This is a genomic window from Glycomyces sp. NPDC050141, from assembly GCF_055586545.1.
Genome location: NZ_JBVJHZ010000009.1, coordinates 1 through 20100, shown reverse-complemented (window position 1 = coordinate 20100; position 20100 = coordinate 1). Strand labels below are relative to the sequence as shown.

At 70.2% G+C, this 20100-nt stretch carries 18 protein-coding genes; 8 read left to right on the top strand and 10 right to left on the bottom strand.

Features of this window, described 5'->3' with window-relative positions:
• Positions 1-62 precede the first annotated feature (62 nt).
• From dut to ACZ60M_RS07845, 4 genes are read left to right on the top strand one after another with little or no spacing between them, the layout of a single operon-like run.
• Positions 63-539, top strand: coding sequence for a dUTP diphosphatase (gene dut, locus ACZ60M_RS07860; protein ID WP_465415839.1), 477 nt, complete (start codon positions 63-65; stop codon positions 537-539).
• Positions 532-1272 (top strand): DUF3710 domain-containing protein, encoded by a 741-nt coding sequence (locus ACZ60M_RS07855; protein ID WP_465415837.1) that lies wholly within the window; start codon positions 532-534, stop codon positions 1270-1272. Before dut ends, ACZ60M_RS07855 begins: the two co-directional genes overlap by 8 nt.
• A 12-nt stretch (positions 1273-1284) precedes the next feature.
• Positions 1285-1746, top strand: coding sequence for an OB-fold nucleic acid binding domain-containing protein (locus ACZ60M_RS07850; protein ID WP_465415835.1), 462 nt, complete (start codon positions 1285-1287; stop codon positions 1744-1746).
• Entirely contained in the window at positions 1743-2477 is a 735-nt protein-coding gene (locus ACZ60M_RS07845; protein ID WP_465415833.1) for a DUF3159 domain-containing protein, read from the top strand. The genes ACZ60M_RS07850 and ACZ60M_RS07845 overlap by 4 nt, the downstream gene beginning before the upstream one ends.
• A gap of 48 nt (positions 2478-2525) precedes the next feature.
• Here ACZ60M_RS07845 and ACZ60M_RS07840 read toward each other — a convergent pair whose 3' ends face one another.
• The 3 genes from ACZ60M_RS07840 to ACZ60M_RS07830 form a co-directional block, all read right to left on the bottom strand.
• Complete coding sequence (locus ACZ60M_RS07840; protein ID WP_465415831.1) at positions 2526-3665, bottom strand: lytic polysaccharide monooxygenase auxiliary activity family 9 protein; 1140 nt, start codon at positions 3663-3665, stop codon at positions 2526-2528.
• Positions 3666-3762: 97 nt separating this feature from the next.
• Positions 3763-4428, bottom strand: coding sequence for a potassium channel family protein (locus ACZ60M_RS07835; protein ID WP_465415829.1), 666 nt, complete (start codon positions 4426-4428; stop codon positions 3763-3765).
• Positions 4425-5093: a potassium channel family protein gene (locus ACZ60M_RS07830; RefSeq protein WP_465415827.1), complete on the bottom strand. Its 669-nt coding sequence runs from the start codon at positions 5091-5093 to the stop codon at positions 4425-4427. The genes ACZ60M_RS07835 and ACZ60M_RS07830 overlap by 4 nt, the downstream gene beginning before the upstream one ends.
• Before the next feature lie 175 nt (positions 5094-5268).
• On the opposite strand from ACZ60M_RS07830, the gene ACZ60M_RS07825 reads away from it, so the two are divergent.
• The 3 genes from ACZ60M_RS07825 to ACZ60M_RS07815 all read left to right on the top strand — a co-directional run bounded on the left by ACZ60M_RS07825 (position 5269) and on the right by ACZ60M_RS07815 (position 8566).
• Positions 5269-6309, top strand: coding sequence for a S66 peptidase family protein (locus ACZ60M_RS07825; protein WP_465415825.1), 1041 nt, complete (start codon positions 5269-5271; stop codon positions 6307-6309).
• Positions 6310-6525: 216 nt separating this feature from the next.
• A complete protein-coding gene (locus tag ACZ60M_RS07820) occupies positions 6526-7707 on the top strand; it encodes a class I SAM-dependent RNA methyltransferase (protein ID WP_465415823.1) in 1182 nt (393 codons plus the stop codon).
• A gap of 70 nt (positions 7708-7777) precedes the next feature.
• Positions 7778-8566 (top strand): hypothetical protein, encoded by a 789-nt coding sequence (locus ACZ60M_RS07815; RefSeq protein ID WP_465415822.1) that lies wholly within the window; start codon positions 7778-7780, stop codon positions 8564-8566.
• A 9-nt stretch (positions 8567-8575) separates the two neighbouring features.
• Here the strand turns inward: ACZ60M_RS07815 and ACZ60M_RS07810 are convergent, their stop codons facing one another.
• From ACZ60M_RS07810 to ACZ60M_RS07780, 7 genes are all read right to left on the bottom strand, one after another.
• Entirely contained in the window at positions 8576-9772 is a 1197-nt protein-coding gene (locus ACZ60M_RS07810) for a DUF5685 family protein (RefSeq protein ID WP_465416064.1), read from the bottom strand.
• A gap of 338 nt (positions 9773-10110) precedes the next feature.
• Entirely contained in the window at positions 10111-11406 is a 1296-nt protein-coding gene (locus ACZ60M_RS07805) for an alginate lyase family protein (protein WP_465415820.1), read from the bottom strand.
• A 221-nt stretch (positions 11407-11627) separates the two neighbouring features.
• On the bottom strand, positions 11628-13289 hold the full coding sequence (locus tag ACZ60M_RS07800) for an RICIN domain-containing protein (RefSeq protein ID WP_465415818.1): 1662 nt from the start codon (positions 13287-13289) through the stop codon (positions 11628-11630).
• Between the two features lie 259 nt (positions 13290-13548).
• Entirely contained in the window at positions 13549-14460 is a 912-nt protein-coding gene (locus tag ACZ60M_RS07795; RefSeq protein WP_465415816.1) for a glycine betaine ABC transporter substrate-binding protein, read from the bottom strand.
• A 53-nt stretch (positions 14461-14513) separates the two neighbouring features.
• A complete protein-coding gene (locus tag ACZ60M_RS07790; RefSeq protein WP_465415814.1) occupies positions 14514-15413 on the bottom strand; it encodes an ABC transporter permease in 900 nt (299 codons plus the stop codon).
• The gene (locus ACZ60M_RS07785; protein WP_465415812.1) at positions 15410-16510 is read right to left on the bottom strand and encodes a quaternary amine ABC transporter ATP-binding protein; all 1101 of its coding nucleotides are present in this window, start codon (positions 16508-16510) and stop codon (positions 15410-15412) included. Before ACZ60M_RS07785 ends, ACZ60M_RS07790 begins: the two co-directional genes overlap by 4 nt.
• Before the next feature lie 264 nt (positions 16511-16774).
• Entirely contained in the window at positions 16775-17674 is a 900-nt protein-coding gene (locus ACZ60M_RS07780) for an amidohydrolase family protein (protein ID WP_465415810.1), read from the bottom strand.
• A 398-nt stretch (positions 17675-18072) separates the two neighbouring features.
• Here ACZ60M_RS07780 and dxs point away from each other — a divergent pair, with 398 nt between their 5' ends.
• Complete coding sequence (gene dxs / locus ACZ60M_RS07775) at positions 18073-19998, top strand: 1-deoxy-D-xylulose-5-phosphate synthase (RefSeq protein WP_465415808.1); 1926 nt, start codon at positions 18073-18075, stop codon at positions 19996-19998.
• The last annotated feature ends 102 nt before the right edge of the window (positions 19999-20100 follow it).

Below are 20100 nucleotides of genomic sequence, written 5' to 3'. Positions count from 1 at the left end.
TAACCCCGCAACTCGTACGGCCCTCGGGCCGTGCTTCCGCGAGTGAGAGGAACCCGACGACGATGACCGCCGACGTCCCGGTCGCCATCCGGCGGCTCGACCCCGACCTGCCGCTGCCCGCCTACGCGCACCCCGGCGACGCGGGCGCCGACCTGTACGCCGCCGAAGGCGTCACCCTCGCCCCCGGGCAGCGGGCCCTCGTCGGCACCGGCGTCGCCGTCGCCATCCCCGACGGGCACGTCGGCTACACCAACCCCCGCTCCGGACTCGCCCACCGCCTCGGCGTCACCATCGTCAACGCACCCGGCACCATCGACTCCGGCTACCGCGGTGAGATCAAGATCAACCTCGTGAACCTCGACCCGGAGCGGACCGCCGTCATCGAACGCGGCGACCGTGTCGCACAATTGGTAGTCCAACCGGTTGTGCGAGCCCGTTTCACCGAAGTCGACGACTTCGCGCCGACGCAGCGCGGCGCGAGCGGCCACGGTTCCACCGGCGGGCACCGCCGACTTGCAGAGGAGAGCGAACGTGTTTAAGCGGCGAAAGTCGAAGAAGCAGCGCCCCGCCGAGGGCGCCGTCCTCGACTCGCTGGCCGAGAGCGGCGAGACCTTCGAGCACGAGGCCACCGAAGGCCCCTACGACGTCTCCGACGCCCCCGACGACGGCGTCCGCCGCATCGACCTGGGAGCGATCCGCCTCCCCGTCCCCAAGGGCGTGGGCTTCCAGGCCCAGACCGACGCCAAGGGCAACATCAGCCAGGTCCTGCTCACCACCGGCGCCTCCGCCCTCCAGCTGCTCGTGCGCGCCGCGCCCCGCAGCGAAGGCATCTGGGACGAGTTCCGCGGCGAACTCACCACCCAGGTCACCGGCCAGGGCGGCCAGGTCGAGGAGGTCGAGGGCCGCTGGGGCACCGAGCTCATCGCCAAGGTCGCCTCCAAGAAGGGCACCAACTCCGTGCGCTTCTGCGGCATCGACGGCCCCCGCTGGTTCGTCCAGGCCACCTTCCAGGGCCAGAGGGCCCTCGACGTGGACGCCGCCCCCGAACTCGACGAGGCCCTGCGCCTCCTCGTGATCGACCGCGGCTCCGTCGCCATGCCCGTGCGCGAACCCCTCCCGCTGAAGCTCCCGCCGAAGATGGCCGAAGAGGCCGCCGCCCGCATCGCGCAGCGCAAAGCCGAAGGCGGCGACGGCAACCGCGCCATCATCGCCGCGGGCGACACCCCCCGGCCCCAGGTCCGCCGCAAGCCCTCGCCGCGCCCCAAGCGGTAAGGGAGCACCCCCATGCCCGCCGCCCGCGCCAAGGACTGGCTCCACTCACTGCGGAGCCTGCGAGCGGAGCGCTGGCGTACCCCGCCCCGGCAGGTGCCGTTCACCGACGAGATCCGCCGCGAAGCCGAAGCCGACGCCGTACCGATCGCCCGGCTCCGGCCGCGGCAGCTCGCCGCCGTCGCCGGGACCCTGACCGCCGTCACGGCCGACACCGGCGGCCGCTCGCCCTCCGTGGAGGCCGAACTCGACGACGGCACCGGACACGTCGCATTGGTCTGGATGGGCCGACGGCGTATCGTGGGCCTTGAGGCCGGGACCAGGCTCGTCGCCCGCGGCCGCGTGGCCCAGCTGGGCGATGGACGCCTCGCCGTCTACAACCCGACCTACGAACTGTGCACATCTACGGCTGGCAAGCCGGCGCCGAGACCGCCCCGGAACGCGGACCGGCCACACGACCTGGAAGGCCCGCATTGAGCACCGAGACGCCGGCCCACGACCACGAGATCGCGCCGAAGCAAGCCGACCGCAGCGCTTCAGAGCGCCGCGAGCCGCAGGACCCGGACGAGCTCCCGCCGTTCACCGAGCAGCTCTCCCAGCAGCTCGGCGGCGTCAAGGGCGTCGTCGAGGCGGCCGTCCCGATCACCCTGTTCGTGGTGCTCAACCCGCTCCTGCCCGACCAGATGGGGCCCCTCAGCGGACTCCAGTGGGCCATCGTCATCTCGGCTGCGAGCGCGCTCGCGATCGCCGGGTGGCGCGCCGCCCGCAAGGAGCCGATCCGCCACGCGCTCAACGGGCTCTTCGGCATCGCGCTCGGCGCGTTCCTCGCCTGGAAGTCCACGGACGCCCGCAACTTCTACCTGCCCGGCATCATCCAGGGCTCCATTTACGGGGTGCTGCTCATCGTCTCGGCGCTGGTGCGCCACCCCATCATCGGCTGGATCTACGCCGTGGTCGCCCAGGGCGGCAAGAAGGAGTGGCGCGAGAACAAGCCGCTCGTCGACGTCCTGAGCAAGATCACGATCCTGTGGGGCGTGGTCTTCATCGTCAAGAACGCGGCCCGCATCTGGCTGTACTACCTGGACTCCGACAACGCGCTGGGCCTGGTGACGCTCTTCGGCGGCTGGCCCGTCACGATCGCTCTGACGGCCTTCACGATCTGGGCCGTGCGCCGCAGGATGAAGGCCGTCGAGGCCGCTTCGTCGTAAGAGGTTCTTCAAGAAGGCGCGGCGCTGATGCGCCGCGCCTTCTCTTGTCTAACTCGGGAGGCATTCGAATGCGGGCGCGCTGGTGAGCGAGCCTGAGACGTTGAACCCGAACTCGACCGAGCCGCCAACGGGGATCGCCTTGTTCCAGTCGACCGGTTCGGCCATCTCCATGGTGCCCATCGTGGAGTGCGTGGCGTTCCAGATGTTGCTGAGCGTCACGCCGCTGGGCCACTGCCAGTGCAGCATCCAGTTGTGGATGGCCTGCGTCCCGGTGTTGGACACCTTGACGTTCACCGTCGCGCCCGAACCCCAGCTGTTGACCGTCGCCGTTGCGCCGCACAGGTACCCGGCGGGGCCGCCCGTGGTGGGCTCCTCGGTCGGCTCACCGGTGGTCGGGCCCGTGGTCGGGCTGGTGGTGGGGCTGCCGGTGGGCGTGGTCGGCGGGTCGGTCGGCTGGCCTTCGCCGAACCACACGTCCGAGCAGGAGTAGAAGGACTGGTCGAAGTGGCTGGCCTGCCAGATCATGTACACGACGTGGTGGCCGGTGCGCCCGGGCGCGGAGACGTCGATGTCGACGAGGGTGCCGCCGCCCGAGGGCGGGGTGCGGCCCGCTCCGGGGAGGATCTTCGGCGTCTCCTCGACCAGTTCGAGGTCGGCCCAGTCGAGTGCGTCGGTCTGGGCGTCGTACCCCTGTTTCGTGACGTAGATGCGGTAGTAGTCGGCGCCGTGGTTCGCCTGGTCCCAGTTGGTGAACGTGAAGTCCGAGTTCACCTTCGTGGTCTTCCAGGCGCCGGGGGTGTCGAGGGGCGCATACCGGGTGCCGCCCGTCTGTCCGCCCGAGCACAGCTGGTTGTCGGGGATGGCGGCCTGGTGGTTGCCGCCGACCTGCTCGCGGTAGAGGCCGTTCCAGTTCCACATGGCGTTGGGGTCGTTCTGCCATGCGGCCCAGCACATGGGGTCCTCTTGGGCCATGTCCGGGTTCTGGAAGTCCGAGCCCCACCGCTCCCAGCAGCTGTAGTGCCGGGAGGGTTGGGCGATGGAGGTGCCGTGGCTGGCGGCGGGCTGGACGAACACGACCGCGGCGGTCCCGGCCGCGAACAGCGCGGCGATGAGGACGATGAGGCCGCGGAGGTTCCGCCTGCGCGATTGTCGGTCCGGCGGGTTGCCGGATTGCTTGAGGTGCAACATGAAAGCGCTCCCAAATAATAGGAACATTGAGAACTTTCAATGTATCTTGCGGTGCTCGCCCCTGTAAAGCCCGAAGGGCCAGGTTTGAGCGCCGCAGTTAGGGGCGTTCGCCCAGGATGACCGAGCGGGTCGCGTCCTCGGCGTCCTCATTGCACACGAACACGAGCTCGTCGCCGGACTGGAGCGTGTCGCCCGGGCTCGGCGGGATGACGTGGCGGCCCCGGATGATCGCCACGAGCGCCACGTCGTGCGGCAGCGGGACCTCGGCGACGCGGCTGCCGACGTGCGGGGCGTCCAGCGGCAGCGTGATCTCGACGAGGTTCGCCTGCGACTGGCGGAAGGTCAGGAGCCGCACCAGGTCGCCGACGCTCACGGCCTCCTCCACGAGCGCGGCGAGCAGCCGCGGCTTGGAGACCGAGACGTCCACGCCCCACTCCTCGTTGAACAGCCACTCGTTCTCGGCGCGGTTGACGCGGGCGACCACGCGCGGCACCGCGAACTCGGTCTTCGACAGGAGGCTCACCACGAGGTTCACCTTGTCGTCGCCGGTGGCGGCCACGGCCACGTCGCAGCCTTCGAGGTGCGCCTGGCGCAGGTTCTCCAGCTCGCACGCGTCGGCGAGCAGCCACTCGGCCTCCGGGACCCGTTCGGGCCGCATGGAATCGGGGTCGCGTTCGATGAGGAGCACCTGGTGGCCGTTGCCGACCAGCTCCGAGGCGATCGAGCGGCCGACGTTCCCGGCCCCGGCGATGGCGACCCTCATGCGGCACCTCCCTGCGGGGCGGTGCCCGCGATCTCGCGGATGCGGGACTCGTCGCCGTCGGCGACGAGCATGAACACCTGGTCGCCGTCCTGCAGCACTGTGGACGGGCCCGTGAGGGTCGCGCGCCCGAAGCGGGTGATGTAGGCGACCCGGTGGCCGGTGGCCTCCTCCAGGCGGGACAGCGGCGTGCCGTACCACGCTTCGGCGCACAGGACCTCGACCATCGACAGGGTCGCGGTCGGGTCCCTCCACAAGGGCTCCTGGTCCTCGGGGAGGAGGTGGCGCAGCAGCCGGTCGGCCGTCCACCGCACCGTCGCCACGGTCGGGATGCCAAGGCGCTCATAGACGCTCGCGCGCTGCGGGTCGTAGATGCGGGCGATGACGTTGGGGACGCCGTAGTTCTCGCGGGCGACCCGCGCGGCGATGATGTTCGAGTTGTCGCCCGAGGAGACCGAGACGAACGCGTCGGCGCGGGTGATGCCGGCCTTCTGGAGGACCCCGCGGTCGAAGCCGACGCCGCGCACCGTGGTCTCGTCGAAGTCCGGGCCGAGGCGGCGGAACGCCTTCGGGTCCTGGTCGATGATCCCGATGGTGTGCCCGCGCTCCACCAGGCTCCGCGCCAGGGACGAGCCCACGCGCCCGCAGCCCATGATCACCACATGCACCCGGCTCCACCCCTCGCGTCGACGCTGTCCACGTGACGATACCGCGCCGCCGTTCGCGCCGGGCCGGAGACGAGGACCGGTTGAACTCTGAGAAAAATCGGTCACGGGGGTGTTGAAGCGACATGTTTTCTGCGTCTAGTGGGGGGGTAACTGTTCCACTCCTGAGGAGACCCCGATGCGTCAAGACCCCCGTCCCGCCCTTTCCCGCCGCGCCCTCATCGGCGGCATCGCCGCTGGCGCCGTCGTCGCCGCCGCAGCTGCATCGCCTGCGAACGCGAAGCAGCCCAAGGCATGCAAGCCCGCCAAGCTCGTGCCGGGCGACCTCGTCGTCGTGCCCGCCCCGGGCAGCGCGACCACGGCCGCGGCCGTCGCGAAGGGCATCGCGATCCTCGAAGGCTGGGGCCTGCGGGTCGAGCTGACCGAGCACGCGCTCGACACGTACGGCTGGCTCTCGGCGCCCGACGAGGACCGCCTCGCCGACCTGCAGTACGCGCTCGACCACCCGGAAGCGAAGGCGGTCATGACCGCGCGCGGCGGCTACGGCACCACCCGGATCATCGACGAGGTCGACTTCAGCGGCCTCGCGGACAACCCGAAGTTGATCGTCGGGTATTCCGACATCACCGCTTTGCACCTGGCCGCGAACCACCAGACGGGCCTGGCGAGCCTGCACTCGCCGATGATGGCGTGGTCGTCGAACAACACCGCCGCGACCGCCGAGTCGCTGCGCACGGCGCTGATGACCACCGACCCGGTCGTGCTCACCCGCGACCCGCTCGTGCCGACCGCGGAGGTCGAGGTCGCCGGTACCGCGACGGGGCCGCTGCTGGGCGGCAACCTCTCGCTCATGGCCGCCGAGCCCGACGAGTCCAACTGGCCCGACCTCGACGGTGCGATCCTCTTCGTCGAAGAGGTCGACGAGGCCCGCTACCGGGTCGACAACATGCTCACCCGCCTGATCCGCGCCGGGCACTTCTCCAACCTCGCCGGGATCGCCGTCGGCCAGTTCGAGCCGGACGCGAACGACGAGTACACCGAAGGCGAATGGACCATGAACGAGGCCCTCATGGACCGCCTCGGCAACCTCGGCGTCCCGGTCCTCGGCGGCCTCAAGGTCGGCCACGGCCTCGACCCGCGCGTCATGCCACTCGGCACCGAAGCCACCCTCGACACCGCCGCCGGAACCCTCACCATCGAAGCGGCCGTAACGGATTAGCGAACGCCCCGGGACCCGCCGCGACGGCGGGTCCCGGGCGTTTCCACAGGTGAAGGGGGCTCACTGTCGGACCTTGCGCGTAGGGTATCCCCGGGGGGCCCGGAAACGCGATGTCACACCCGCGTGGTAAGTCGCGGCGAGGGTGCTTTGCGAACCCGTATCCTGGCGTGCGGCCCGCCGAGTTCCGGCGGCGGAGAGCTTGAGGATTTGAGGACGATGATCGTCACCGTTGCAGACGTCGCAGCCGGAGGCCACTGCGTGGCCCGCGTCGACAACGAGGTGTACTTCGTGCGCCACGCCCTGCCCGGCGAGACCGTCCGCATCGAGATCAAGGAGCGCAAAAAGCGCTTCGCGTTCGCCGACGCCGTCGAGGTCATCGAGGCCTCGCCCGACCGCGTCGAGCCCCCCTGCCCCTACGCCGGGCCCGGCAAGTGCGGCGGCTGCGACTTCCAGCACGCCGCCCCCGCCGCCCAGCGCCGCCTCAAGGCCCGCGTCCTCCACGACCAGCTCACCCGCATCGGCGGCGTCGACCCCGCCAAGCTCGAGGGCGTCGAAGTCGAGGAGCTCCCCTGGGACGAGGGCGCGCTCGGCTGGCGCACCCGCATGCAGTACGCCGTCGACGAGAACGGCAAGCCCGGCCTGCGCGTCCACAAGTCGCACGACCTCGTGCACATCGACAAGTGCGCCATCGCCACCGAGCGCATCCGCGAATCCGACCTCCTCACCAAGACCTGGGACGGCATGGGCGCCGTCGGCGTTGTCGACTCGAACGACGACGAGCTCGCCGTCTACACCCAGCTGCGCCGCACCGCCCGCCCGCACCACAAGAGCGGCCCCAAACTCGTGCACCAGACGGTGGGCGACAACGAGTTCGAGATCGCCTTCGACGGCTTCTGGCAGGTCCACCCCGCCGCCGCCCCCGCCTTCCTCGCCTGCGCCCTCGAATTCCTCGACCCGCAGGAAGGCGAGTCCGCCTGGGACCTGTACGCCGGGGCCGGGCTCTTCGCCGCCGGGCTCGCCGAAGCCGTCGGGGACACCGGACGCGTTGTGGCCGTTGAGAACGCGCCGTCCTCCCGCACCGCCGCGAACCTCACCTCCTGGAAGAACGCCGGCGCGATCGAAGGCGACGTCGCCGCCATCGCCCCCGACCTCGGCTCCGTCGACCTCGTCGTCCTCGACCCGCCCCGCAGCGGCGCGGGCCCCGAAGTCGTCGTCGCGCTCGGCGAGGCCCGCCCCCGCGCCATCTGCTACATCGCCTGCGACGCAGGCGCTCTGGCCCGCGACGCCAAGGACCTCGCGATCGAAGGCTACGAGCTCACCCGCATCCGCGCGTTCGACGCGTTCCCCATGACGCAGCACTTCGAGACGATCGCCCTGTTCGAACTCGTCGACTACTGACCGGGGGCCGCGCGCCCGCGCGCGTTGCGATAACTTGATTGCCGCAACTGACCGCAGCCTCGGAGCATCGATGACCAACCCTCCCTACGCAACCGGGCCCGCGAGCGAGCCGAATCCACAGCAGAACGGGCCCGCTTCGCCGTCCTTCGACTACCGCCCGCACGACCCCTACGGGACCTTCGCCCCCGGCGAGCCCTCCGGGCCCGTGCTCCCGCCCGCGCCCACCTTCGCGCAGCGCTGGGGCATCGTGCCCATGGAAGGCCGGCTCAAGCAGGTCACGTGGATGCTCCAGCTGCTGTGGATCTACCTGGCCGCCGCCGTGCTCCTGACGATCGTGTCCGTGTCGCTCTCGGCCGCGATCGCCTCGTTCCTCGGACCGGGCGCCGGGCTCGTGCTCAACATCGTGTTCGGCGTGCTCGTCGCCGCCGTCGACCTCGTCCTCATCTGGGGGACCGCCAGGGAGCGCCTGGGCCGCTTCGGTTTCGAGAACCCGAAGACCGCGTTCTACATCGGACTCGGCTTCCTCGGCCTGGTGTCCCTGTGCGGCTTCATCGGCGCGCTCAAGGTCCCGTTCGCGCTCGTGCAGCTCCTCACCGTGCTCGGCGTCCTCGGCCTGCTCTTCACCAAGCCCGTCGGCAACTGGCTCCGCAACACCCCCGGCAACCAGTCAGCCAAGGCCCAGCAGCAGCGCCCCGCCGCCGACGACCAGGTCTTCCCCGGCTACCAGCAGCCGCCGCCTCCCCAGTGGAGGGACGCCGCCCCGCAGCCGAACCAGCCCGGCCCGTACACCCCGCCGGGGCAGCAGCCGCCAGTCCCCGGTTCCTCTGCGTCGCAAGGCTGGCCGCAGCCGCCCCGGTAGCGGAACGGCTCAGTCGCAGCTGCAGGGGCAGTCGCAACCGCCGCAGCATCCGTCGCCCTCCGAGTCGCCGCAGCACTGACAGCATTCGCAGCACTCGCAGCACTGACAGCTGTCGCAGCAGTCCCGGCACCAGCCCGAACGCGGCTGACCCGTCCACGGGTCGTTGTAATGTTCGGAGCAGCACAGCTGGCACGTGCACGCCATCACCGCGAACGTGCACAGCCCGGCCCAGAAGCCGCGACTGCGCCCGTGGTGGCCCTCGTCCTCGCGGTAGCGGCGGCGCTCGTCCCGGCGATAGTCCCGGCGCTCCCGGTAGCCGCGGCGCTCGGCGGTCTCCTGCGCGGGCGCGTGCTGCGTCGAGCACGACGACTTGAACGTCTTCGAGTACGCATGGCGCGCATACCGGTCCAGCAGCAGGCCGACCATCGACGCGTCGACGATCACCGCCGAGTCCAAGGCGCGCTTCATGTCCGCCAGGGCGCCCTTCGCCAGCGCCCGCGCGTCCCCGATCCCGGACCCGGTGGCGGCCAGCGGGTTCCACGCGCCGCGCGCGGCGTCCTCCTCGAAGTCGTCCGCGGCGTCGAGCAGGTGCGCGAGCCGCCCGAACGCGGCCCCGGCCGTCCGGAATGCGTCGGCGTTCTCGGGCCTGCCGCCGATGAGCGCCGCGTGCGCGAACAGCGCGGCCGTGGCGGCCTCGGTCGGGGCGGTCACGACAGTGAGCGGTGTGCCGATCCTGGTGGCCGCTTCGATGCCGTGCTGGCCCTCAATGCGGGCGAACAGCGGAGCGGTGTCGAGGTCGATCGAGTCGCCGATAGCGATGGCCTTGGCGCGCAGGCGGTCGGCGGTGAGGCCTGCGATGCCGCGCGCGCCGGGCCGGGCGGCGAAGCCGTCGCCGTCCTCGACGTGGTCGCGGATCTTCGCCGAGGCGAGCACGAGTGAAGCGGTGGCGGCGAGGCGCGGTCCGGCGCCGGTGGCGACGGTCTGGCGGCGCATGCCGCGCAGGGCGCAGGGCCCGGCGTTGCGGCTGTCGGCGGCGTCGCCCTGCTGGGCTTCGACGAGCACGGAGAGCGCGAGGGCGTCGTAGTTGGTGGTGAGCCTCGCGAACTGGCCCGCGTCGTCGCGCAGTTCCAGGCACAGGCCGCAGAAATGCCCCATCCAGCGGGGTTTGAGGTCGTCGGGGGTGCGGGAGGGGCAGGGCGCGAGCATGCCGAACAAGTGGTCTCCTAGCTCTCGACGGCGGGCCGGGGCCGTGCCTCGCGGCCTGCCGTTGGGGGCGTGTCTTGGCAGATCGTAGTGGTGGAGCGCCACTGTGTGGGTACGGCGGTGCGGATGCCCTTGGGACGCAACGCGACCGCCGAGCGCGGGTCGGCGGTCGCGTCTGGGAGGCGTGCAGGGTCTGTAGGCGCTCAGCGAGGGGGGCGGCCCGCAAAGCGCACCAACATATTAGCACATACGCATGAATCCGGAGGTGTTTTCGGGCGTCGCGGGCGGGCGCGCGCCCGGCGGGGGACCGCCGGGCGCGTCCCGTTCGTGCGGGTCTGGCCTCAGCCGAGCGGTTTGAGGTTGTCGGGCATCTCGTCCCAGGTGAGGCGCACGTGGGCGAGGGTCCCGAACCCGAGGGTGTCGAACCCGCCGGAGGTGGTGCCGTAGTCACCGCCGCCGCCTTCGGGGCTGTTGGTCCCCGCGAGGGCGCTGACGTTCGGCAGCGCGTAGCCCTGGCGCGAGGTGTAGTGGTGGAAGACCATCTCCCACACCGGCCGCGCCTGGCCGCGCCCACCGGAGCCCATGACGGTCTGCTCGCTGTAGGCGCAGTTCTGGCCGGTGCCCCAGGAGTACGTGGTGAACGGCAGGTCGTCGTGGCCGGAGTTGTAGCGCGCCACGTACTCGGCGGCCTTCGCGAAGGCGTTGTCGTTGGCGCCGTACAGGTCGACGCCCTGGTTCCAGGCCATCTCCATGATGGACGACATGAGGCCGATGCCCATGATCGAGTGCCCCTGGTCGCGCCCGGACTCCTGCCACTGGGCGAGCCCGCCGTCGTACACGAACGGGATGGCGTTGCCGATCGAGCCGTTGCCCTCGCCGTTCCAGAAGTAGTCGATCGCCTGGTCGGTGATGGCGGCGTCGTCGCAGATGATGCCGATGGCGAGCTTGCTCGCCATGTTGCACAGGTCCCAGTTGGCCCAGTAGTTGGTGATGCACGCGTCGTTGTGGTTGGTGAGGAACGATTCGTTCATCGGCAGGAAGATGCCCGTCATCATGTCCTGGAAGCCGCCGAGGTCGAACCCGGAGACGTCGCGGACGATGTCGGCGGCGCAGCAGAACTGGTAGCCGTAGATCCCGGCGGCCAGGAAGCGGTCGGCGTTGCCGTTGACGGCCTCCAGTGTGGACGACCAGGCGTTGAGGATCTCGACGGCCTTGTCGCGGTGCGCGGTGTCGCCGGAGACCTTCCAGCGCAGCGCGTTCTGGTAGGCGGCGTGGATGTCGTTGTACAGCTGCGGGTAGTTCTGCCCGTCGCCGCCGCGGATGATGGTCGCGGTCGGCCTTGCGGCCCAGGTGGACTGCGAGTGGCTGTTGGCGGTGAGCTTGTTCCAGCCCGCGACCCACGGCTCGAGCCCGGCGTCGACCTTGGCCTTCATGCGGTCGAAGTCGGCCTGCGTGTGCAGGAGGCCGGGGTGGGAGGCCTGTGCCGTGACGTCGTCCGCGTCCTGGGCCGCCGCGATGCCGAGCCCGCCGGCTCCGGCGGCCGCGAGGCCGCCCGCGGCGATCGCGCCCGTGATGAGCCGGCGCCGCTTGAGGTTCGGGCCGCTATTCGGTTCGATGGTGTTGTCCTTAGTAGACATGGTGCTCCTATGCGCCATGCGGTGTGCGATGCCGGGGAATGCCACCGCGGATTGTCGGCGGGCGGTGCCGGGAGGCCGCCGCCGCTGGCCAGTCTAAAGGCCGCATAAACAATCTTCAAGATCAAACGACATATTTCCAGGATTTCCGACGTAATCGGACAATTGCAATGCGTTGCAGCACAAAGGACGGCGAGGAGACGCGCTCCCCGCCGCCCGCTCGGCTACGCGACCCGCTTGAGGTTCCAGCGCTGCTGGACCCCGCCGGAGGCGGCCCACTGGATCGCGCCGCCGCCGTTCGCCTCGCCGTTGCCGTTGTCGAGCGCCTTGCCCGAGTGCTGGCACACCAGCCGGACGGCCCCGCCGCCGACGTCCGTGATCTGCCAGCGCTGCGCGGCCACGCCGTTGTCGGTCCACTGCACCACTTTCCCGCCGTCGGCGGTCAGTGAGAAGTTGTCGAGGGCCTTGCCCGAGTGGAGGTTCACGAGCTTGTAGTAGCCGCTCCCGACGTCCGTGATGCGCCAGCGCTGCCAGTTCCCGCCGTTGTCGTCCCACTGGATCGCCTGGGCGCCTTCGGTGGTGACCGAGCCGTTGTCGAGGCACTTGCCGGAGCGCTCGGTCATGAGCGTGTAGACGCCGCCGGAGACGACCGCCGGGGTCGGCCGGGTGTGCGCGAGCGTGCCGAACCCGAGCGTGTCGAACCCGCCCGAGGTCGTGCCGTAGTCCCCGCCGCCGCCTTCGGCGCGGACCAGGGCCGCCATGCGCGCGACGTTCGGCATCCGCAGGCCGCGCCGCACGGTGTAGTGGTTGTAGACCATCTCCCACACGGGGCGCAGCTGGCCGCGGCCGCCCGAGCCCATGACGGTCTGCTCGCTGTAGGCGCAGCTCTGGCCGGTGCCCCAGCTGTAGGTGGTGAACGGCAGGTCGTCGTAGCCCAGGTTGTACCTAGCGACGTACTCGGCGGCCTTGCCGAACGCGAGGTCGCGCGCGGAGTAGAGGTCGATGCCCTGGTTCCAGGCCATCTCCATGAAGCTCGACATCATGCCGATGCCCATGATCGAGTGCCCCTGGTCGCGGCCCGACTCCTGCCACTGGGCGAGGAATCCTGAGTGGACGAACGGGATGGCGTTGTAGATCGAGCCGTTGCCCTCGCCGTTCCAGAAGTAGTCCACGGCCCGGTTGATGAGCGCGGCGTCGTCGCAGATGATGCCGATGGCCAGGATGCTGCACATGTTGCACAGGTCCCAGTTCGCCCAGTAGTTGGTGATGCAGGCGTCGTTGTGGTTGGTGAGGAAGTGCTCGTTCATCGGCAGGAAGATGCTCGTCATCATGGCCTGGAACGCGCCGAGGTCGAAGCCGGGCGCGCCGCGCACGAGGTCGGCCGCGCAGCAGAACTGGTAGCCGTAGATACCGGCCGCGAGGAAACGGTCGGCGTTGCCGTTGACGGCCTCCAGCGTGGACGACCAGGCGTTGAGGATCTCGACGGCCTTGTCCCGGTAGGCGGTGTTGCCGGAGACCTTCCAGCGCAGGGCGCACTGGTAGGCGGCGTGGATGTCGTTGTAGAGCTGGGGGTAGTTCTGGCCGTCGCCGCCGCGGATGATGGTCGCGGTCGGCCTTGCGGCCCAGGTGGTCTGGGCGTGGCTGTTCGCGATCAGCCGCTCCCAGCCGCTGCGCCACGGCTCCTGGTTGGTGCTCACCTTCGCGTACATGCGGTCGATGTCGGCCTGGGTGTGCAGCGCCCCGGGGTGGACGGCCAGGGTGCCGACGTCTTGGGCCTGCACGGCGGGGACGCCGGTGCCGAACGCGGCGAGGCCGCCTGCGGCGGCCGCGCCCTGGAAGAGGCGCCGGCGGGGAAGTGCGGGTGCCGGACTATGGGTGCTGGACATGGTGCTCCAATGCGCCATGCGGTGCGCGATGCCGGGGAATGCCACCGCTACCTGCGCCACCTGGTTCAAAAACGAGGTGGCGTGTCACATTCTAATCGAAACATCAACAGATATCAATGCAATTGAACAGGGGATGTCGGACCCCTGTGGGAGAGTCGTCTTATTTATCCCCGGTGGTCGGAGGTGGATGCGGGTGGGAAGGGGCATGCCCTATGGCCGCATCCGGCCGAAGGGCCGGATGCGGCCCGCCACGCCTGCGTTAAGCGACCAGGTCCGAGAACTCGTTCTCCGCCAGCCAGGCCGTCACGCCCGCCTGCACGTCGCCGCCGTGCTCCGAGAACACCAGGTTCTCCAGGCCCGCCAGCTGCTCGTCGCTCATCGCGAACGTGCCCAGCGCCGCCGCCACATCCGCGAACTCCTCGCTGAACCCCAAGCGCGCCAAGGTGTTGATCGTCTCGGCCTCGCCCAGTGTCACCTCCGGGTCGGCCAGGTTCTTCAGGTCGTACTTCGCGTACGCCCAGTGCGGCTGCCACAGCGTCACCACGATCGGCTCCTCCGCCGCGATCGCGCTGTCGAGCTCGGTGAGCATCGCCGTCGTCGACGAGGTCTCCAGCGTCAGGTCCGTGATCCCGTACGTGGGGATCGTGCTGTTCTGCACCGCCTCCGTCAGGCCCGCGCTGGCCTCGATGCCGACGATCCGGCCGCCGAAGAGCCCGGCGTTCGCGTTGAGGTCCGCGAGCGACTCGACGTCCACATAAGACGGCACGGCCACAGTGAGCGCCGCGTTCTCGTTCCACGTGCCCAGCTGCTCGAGCTGGTCGCCGTACGTCGCCATGTACGTCTGGTGCGTGATCGGCAGCCAGCCGTCGAGGAAGAAGTCGAGGTCGCCCGAGGACAGGCCCTCGAACAACGGCCCGACCTCGGTGAACTCCTGGGCCGTCACCGTGTACCCCGAGGCGGTGAGCGCCTGGCGCCACAGCTCGGTGGCGACGACCGCCTCGTCCCAGTTGATGTACCCGATCTTGATCTCGCCCTCGCCCTTCGGCAGGCCGAAGTCGACGCCTTCCGCCGCGGCCTCGCCCGGCTCTTCCTCCACCGAGCAGCCGGCCAGCACCAGCGGGGTCACGGCGCCGGTGGCGATGGCGCCCTTCATGATCGAACGTCGTTGCATGATTCCTTCTCTCCGGCGCAGGGGCGTGCGCCAACTGACGGGGTGTTCGATGGCTAGCGGGCGAGCTTGGCGGCGCGCGCGACCGGCGTGCGGTCGGACAGGCCCTGCGTGACGCGGTCGAGCAGGATCGCGAGCAGCACCACGGCCAGCCCGGCGTTGAACCCGGCGGCGATGTCCAAGCGGCCCAGGGACCCTGAGATCACAGAGCCGAGGCCGCCGCCGCCCACGAGGCCCGCGATGACCACCATGGACAGTGCGAGCATGATGACCTGGTTGAGCCCGGCCATGATCGTCGGCAGCGCGAGCGGCAGCTTGATGCGCGCGAGGATGCGCGCGGGCGAGGCCCCGAAGGCCTGCCCGGCCTCGACGACCTCGGGGTCGACCTGGCGCAGGCCGAGTTCGGTGAGGCGCACGCCCGGCGGCATCGCGAAGATGATCGTCGCGATGATGCCAGGGACCACGCCGACGCTGAACAGCATCACCACCGGGATGAGGTACACGAACGCCGGGAGCGTCTGCATGAAATCCAGGACCGGCCGCGCGACCGCCGAGAACGCCCTGCTCTCGGCGGCGGCGACGCCCAGCGGGATCGCCAGCAGGATCGCGATGACCGCCGAGACGAGGACCATCGACAGGGTCTGCATCGTCTGCTCCCAGTACGGGGTCCACGCGACGACGAACATGCCCAGGCCGATGCCCGCGCCGAGCTTCCAGCCCTTCGCGGCCCACGCGGCCGCCGCGAACAGGAGCACCATGACTCCCGAAGGGAGCCAGAGCAGTCCGTCGGCGAGGTGCAGGTACAGGAACTCCAGGCCCGTGTCGACGGCGTCGAACCCGGCCGACCAGGCGTCCCGCGCCCAGCGGATGAACGTTTCCATCCAGTCGCCGAACGGCATGTCGGGCAGGGGCTTCCAGATATAGGTCCAGAACCAGTTGTTGAGGTACTCGATCATGACGCGGCGACCTCCTCGGCTGCGGAGGCCGGGGCCTCGGGAGCTTGGGGTTCGGCGGCGGGCTCGTTCGCCAGGGTTTCGAGGATCGTCCGGGTCGTGACCGCGCCGAGCCGGTCGGACTGCTCGTCGACGACCAGGACCGGCCGCTCGGAGTTGAGCACCGACTCGTACAGCTCGTTGACGGGCACATCCGGTGCGACGGTGTCGAACTGGGTGACGTCGCGGTCGGCCGCGGCGAGCTCGTCGGGGGTGAGCACGGTGCGGCAGGGGACCATGACGGCCTCGGCGGTGAGCACGCGGGCGCGGTCGACGTCGGCGGTGAACTCGGCGACGTACTCGTCGGCCGGGCGCAGCAGCAGGTCCTCGGCGGTGCCCAGCTGCTTCACCTCGCCGTCGCACACGGCGATCCGGTCGCCGATCCGCATGGCCTCGTTGAGGTCGTGCGTGATGAACACGATGGTCTTGCCGAGCTTGGACTGCAGGTCGAGCAGCTGGTCCTGCATCTCCTGGCGGATGAGCGGGTCCAGGGCGCTGAACGCCTCGTCCATGAGCAGGATCTCGGTGTCGGCCGCGAGCGCGCGGGCGAGGCCGACGCGCTGCTTCATGCCGCCCGAGAGCTGGGCGGGGAGCTTGTCCTCGTGGCCGGAGAGGCCGACGAGCTCGACGGCTTCCCTTGCGCGCTCCAGCCGCTCAGGTCTATTGAGGCCCTTGATCTCCAGGCCGAACGCGACGTTCTCGACGACGCTGCGGTGGGGCAGCAGCGCGAAGTGCTGGAAGACCATGCTGATCTTCTCGCGGCGGAGCCGGCGCAGCTCGCGCTTCGACAGTGAGCCGAGCTCGACGTCGCCGATGCGGATGGTGCCCGACGTGGGCTTGATGAGCCCGTTGAGCATCCGGATCAGCGTCGACTTGCCGGAGCCGGAGAGGCCCATGACGACGAAGATCTCGCCGGGCTCGATCGACCAGTTGTGGTCGATGACGGCTGCGGTCACGTTCTTGAGCCGGTCGCGCGGGGTGCCGCTCTTCAGCTGGGCGACGGCGCTTCGGGCGCCTTTGCCGAAGACCTTGTACAGGGAATCAACTGCTATCGCTGACATCTCGTCCTTTCGAGCAGCAGGGGGTTCCGGTTGGGGGGCGGGAACCGGGGAAACACTAGTCAACGCCTGTGTTTTTTCAACCCGAGCAGCGCGTGATAAGACCGACACGAGCCGTTGATGCGCGATATTTCCGCAGCTCAACGCCTTGAATCTAGATGTCAAATGAAGGCTGGTTTGATTGTCTACAATACGACGATCTGCAGAATTGACGCCGTCAGGTGATCAAGCTGAGGCCTGTTCGTGACCGTTCGGCGCGGCGTCGGCTCAGAGCCGGGCCGCCTTCGCCCGCGCCGACACGACCGCCAGGTCCGTCTCGCTCAGCCCGAGCGCCCGCGCCTTCTCGTACTCGCCCGCGATAGAGGTGCCCATCCGCATCGGCGAGTCCGTGCCCAGCACGACCGCCATGCCCGCCTCCAGGAACCGCGGCAGCGGGTGGTCCTCCAGCTTCGCGACCATGCCCAGCACGACCGCCGAGGTCAGGCACACCTCCACGGTCACGCCGCGGTCGGCCAGCAGCCGCATGATCCCCGGGTCGCTCGCCGCGCCCACGGCGTGCCCGATCCGCCCGATCTGCTCGATCTCCGCCAGCGACGCCAGGTTCGAGGCGTTGAACGCCCCCGCAGGCACGGTCACTCCCAGCCCGGCCGCGCCCGCGGCCTCCGCCACGATCCGGCCCCGCGTCCAGTCCGCCTCGGCCGCATAGGGAACGTAGATGATCTCGACGCCCGAGAGGCCCGCCGCCGCCGCGTCCGCGAACGCGTCGCACAGCTCCCGCAGCATCGGGTCCCACAGGTTCATGCTCAGCACCGCGCCCGCGCTGAACCCCGGGAACGTCGCCGCTACCCGCTCGCACGCGGCCGTGAACCGCTCCATGAACTGCGGGTACACCACCGACTCCTGCGGCAGCCGCAGCTCGGTGTAGACCGCGCCGCCGCGCGCGGCGGCGATGAGCGCGTCCTCCAGGATGCCCTCGTAGACCTCCGGGTCCACCGCGTCGAGGTCGAACCGCGGGACGGCCGACATGCGCTGGAGCCGCGCCAGCCCGGGCGGGGCCGCGGCCTGCACGCTCTCGCGCCGGTCGGCCCAGTCCACCGGGGAGGAGCTCAACACCTGGTCGAGGCGCGCGGGCCATTCGGTGTTCTGGTGCAGGTCGATGAGGTCCATGTTGGGATGATCACATTTCGATCACGAACCGGCCCGGCTTTCGCCCGGCGTGTCCCTTTCGGGGACTGACTGCTTTCCGACAGTCAGGCCTTCTTGGCGAAGCTTGCGAGCCATAAATTCGGCCCTGCCTTGGCGAAGCTTGCGAGCCATAAATTCGGCTCTGCCTTGGCGAAGCTTGCGAGCCATAGATGTGTCCCGTCCCCCGACCGGATGAACTTCCGGTGTGCGCGAGCACCGCTCGAACACCGTGCGGTCCCGTCACGTTCCCCCGTCCGGAGCGTGACCGAGCCGCCGGGCCCTTGACGCGCAGATCACGCCTGGCGCACGCCCATGAGACACGTCCCAGCCGCGCTCGCGCAGCTACCGCCCGCACGGGCTCACCGATAGACTTCCCCCTTATGAACCCGCACGACGAACCCGAGATGGGCCCGCTGCTGTCCGGCATCGGCAGGCTGGCCGATTTCAAGTCGCTGGACGAGGAGGAGCTGCCCCGGCTTGCCGAGGAGATCCGCGAATTCCTCGTCGGCGCCGTCGCCAGGACCGGCGGCCACATCGGCCCCAACCTCGGCGTCGTCGAGCTGACCATGGCGATCCACCGGGTCTTCGACTCCCCGCACGACCAGATCGTCTTCGACACCGGGCACCAGTCGTACGTCCACAAAGCACTGACCGGCCGCGCCGGGCAGTTCGCCGGGCTGCGCGGGCGCGGCGGCCTCACCGGCTACCCCAGCCAGGCCGAGTCCCCGCACGACCTCGTCGAGAACTCGCACGCCTCCACGTCCCTCTCCTACGCCGACGGCCTCGCGAAGGCCCACGCGCTCAGCGGGTCCGACCGGCACGTCGTGGCCGTGGTCGGCGACGGCGCGCTCACCGGCGGCATGTGCTGGGAAGCGCTCAACAACATCGCCGCCCGCGACGACCTCAAGCTCGTGATCGTCGTCAACGACAACGGCCGCTCCTACGCGCCCACCGTCGGCGGCCTCGCCAAGCGCCTCTCCGGCCTGCGCCTCAACCCCGGCTACGAGCCCGCGCTCAAGAGGATCCAGGAGCTCGTCGAACGCATCCCCGTGTTCGGCCGCGCCGCCTACCAGGGCCTCCACGCCGCCAAGACCGGCCTCAAAGACGCCCTCGCCCCGCAGGGCATGTTCTCCGACCTCGGCATCAAGTACGTCGGCCCCGTCGACGGCCACAGCATCGCCGAACTCGGCGAGGCCCTCGACCGCGCCAAGCGCTTCGGCGGGCCCGTGATCGTCCACGCCCTCACCGAGAAGGGCCACGGCTGGGCCCCCGCCCGCGCCGACGAGGCCGAGCAGATGCACGCGCCCTCGGCCGCGTTCGACCCGATCACCGGCGAACCGCTCAACGCCTCCAAGCGCCGCTGGACCGGCGTGTTCGCCGACGAGCTGGTCGCGCAGGCCAACCTGCGCCCCGAGGTCGTCGCGATCACCGCCGCGATGCCCGGCCCCACCGGCGTCGACAAGCTCATGAAGCGCCACCCCGAGCGGGTCTTCGACGTCGGCATCGCCGAGCAGCACGCCGTCACTTCCGCTGCGGGCCTTGCCATGAACGGCATGCACCCGGTCGTGGCCGTCTACTCCACGTTCATGAACCGCGCGTTCGACCAGACCGTGCTCGACGTCGCCATGCACAAGCTGCCCGTGACGTTCGTGCTCGACCGCGCCGGGATCACCGGCCCGGACGGGCCGAGCCACTACGGCATCTGGGACACCTCGATCTTCCGCGTCGTCCCCGGCCTGCGCATCGCCGCGCCGCGCGACGCCGCCTCGCTGCGCGAGGAGTTCGCCGAGGCGCTGACCGTGGACGACGGCCCGACGATGCTGCGCTTCCCCACGGGCGCCATCCCCGAGGCCGACATCGAAGCCGTCGAAGTCCACGAAGGACTCGACCTGCTCGTCAAGCACGAAGACGACGAACTCCTGATCGTCGCCTGCGGCTCCTTCGCCTCGACCGCCGTCAGCGTCGCCGGACTCCTTGCGGAGCAGGGCATCCGCGCCACCGTCGTCGACCCGCGCTGGATCTCTCCGGTGCCCGCCGCGCTCGTCAAGCTCGCGGGCCAGTACCCGCTCGTCGCGACGCTCGAAGACGGCATCCGCACCGGCGGCTTCGGCGACGCGCTCGCGCAGTCCCTGCGCGACTCCGGCGACGAGACCCCGCTCATCGACTTCGCCGTCGAACGCGGCTGGCACCCGCACGGCACCCGCGCCCAGCTCCTCGCCGACCTCGGCCTGACGCCGGAAGCGATCGCCGACCGCCTCGCCGCCGAAGTCCACCGCCGAGGCGAAGCCGAAGCCCACCACCACTAGACGAACCGAGGCGGGGGGGGGGGGGGGGGGGGGGGGGGGGGGGGGGGGGGGGGGGGGGGGGGGGGGGGGGGGGGGGGGGGGGGGGGGGGGGGGGGGGGGGGG